This is a genomic window from Mesorhizobium sp. Cs1299R1N1 (assembly GCF_037179655.1).
Lineage (GTDB): Bacteria > Pseudomonadota > Alphaproteobacteria > Rhizobiales > Rhizobiaceae > Mesorhizobium > Mesorhizobium salmacidum.
The window spans coordinates 1-460 of sequence record NZ_JAPYKR010000127.1 but is presented as its reverse complement, the minus strand read 5'-3'; the positions used below and the strand labels follow the sequence as shown (position 1 = coordinate 460).

Here is a 460-nt window from a genome sequence, read left to right as displayed (position 1 = left end):
GCATGCGCTCCACATTCCGATCTCAACGTGACAGGTCAAAGTGACAATCTGTTGATCTAGTCGTCAGCCTGCTGATCGACCCGACGGCTTGCTGACAACCCTGGGGGGTTGACAGTTTGTTGGTCGACCCTACGAGGTCGACAACTTATTGATCGACCCTATTGGGTCGACAACTTGTTGATCATGTCCTGCGTGATCAGGCAGATGCCCTTCTCCGATACGCGAAAACGCTTAGCGTCGAGCGCCGTGTCCTCGCCCACCACCAGTCCTTCCGGGATGTGGACGCCGTGATCTATGACGACGCGCTTGAGGCTTGCGTTGCGACCGACCTGGACGTCGGGCAGCATCACCACTTCCTCGAGCTTGGAATAGGAATTGATGCGCGCGCCGGTGAAAATCAGGCTGCGGCGCAGCGAGGCGCCGGAGACGATGCAGTCGCCGGAGACCAGCGAGGAGATTG

1 pseudogene is annotated in these 460 nt (G+C 58.5%); it reads right to left on the bottom strand.

Annotated elements, in window-relative coordinates:
* Positions 1–158 precede the first annotated feature (158 nt).
* Positions 159–460 (bottom strand): annotated as a pseudogene (locus tag O7A70_RS34025) (glucose-1-phosphate adenylyltransferase); the annotation flags it as partial.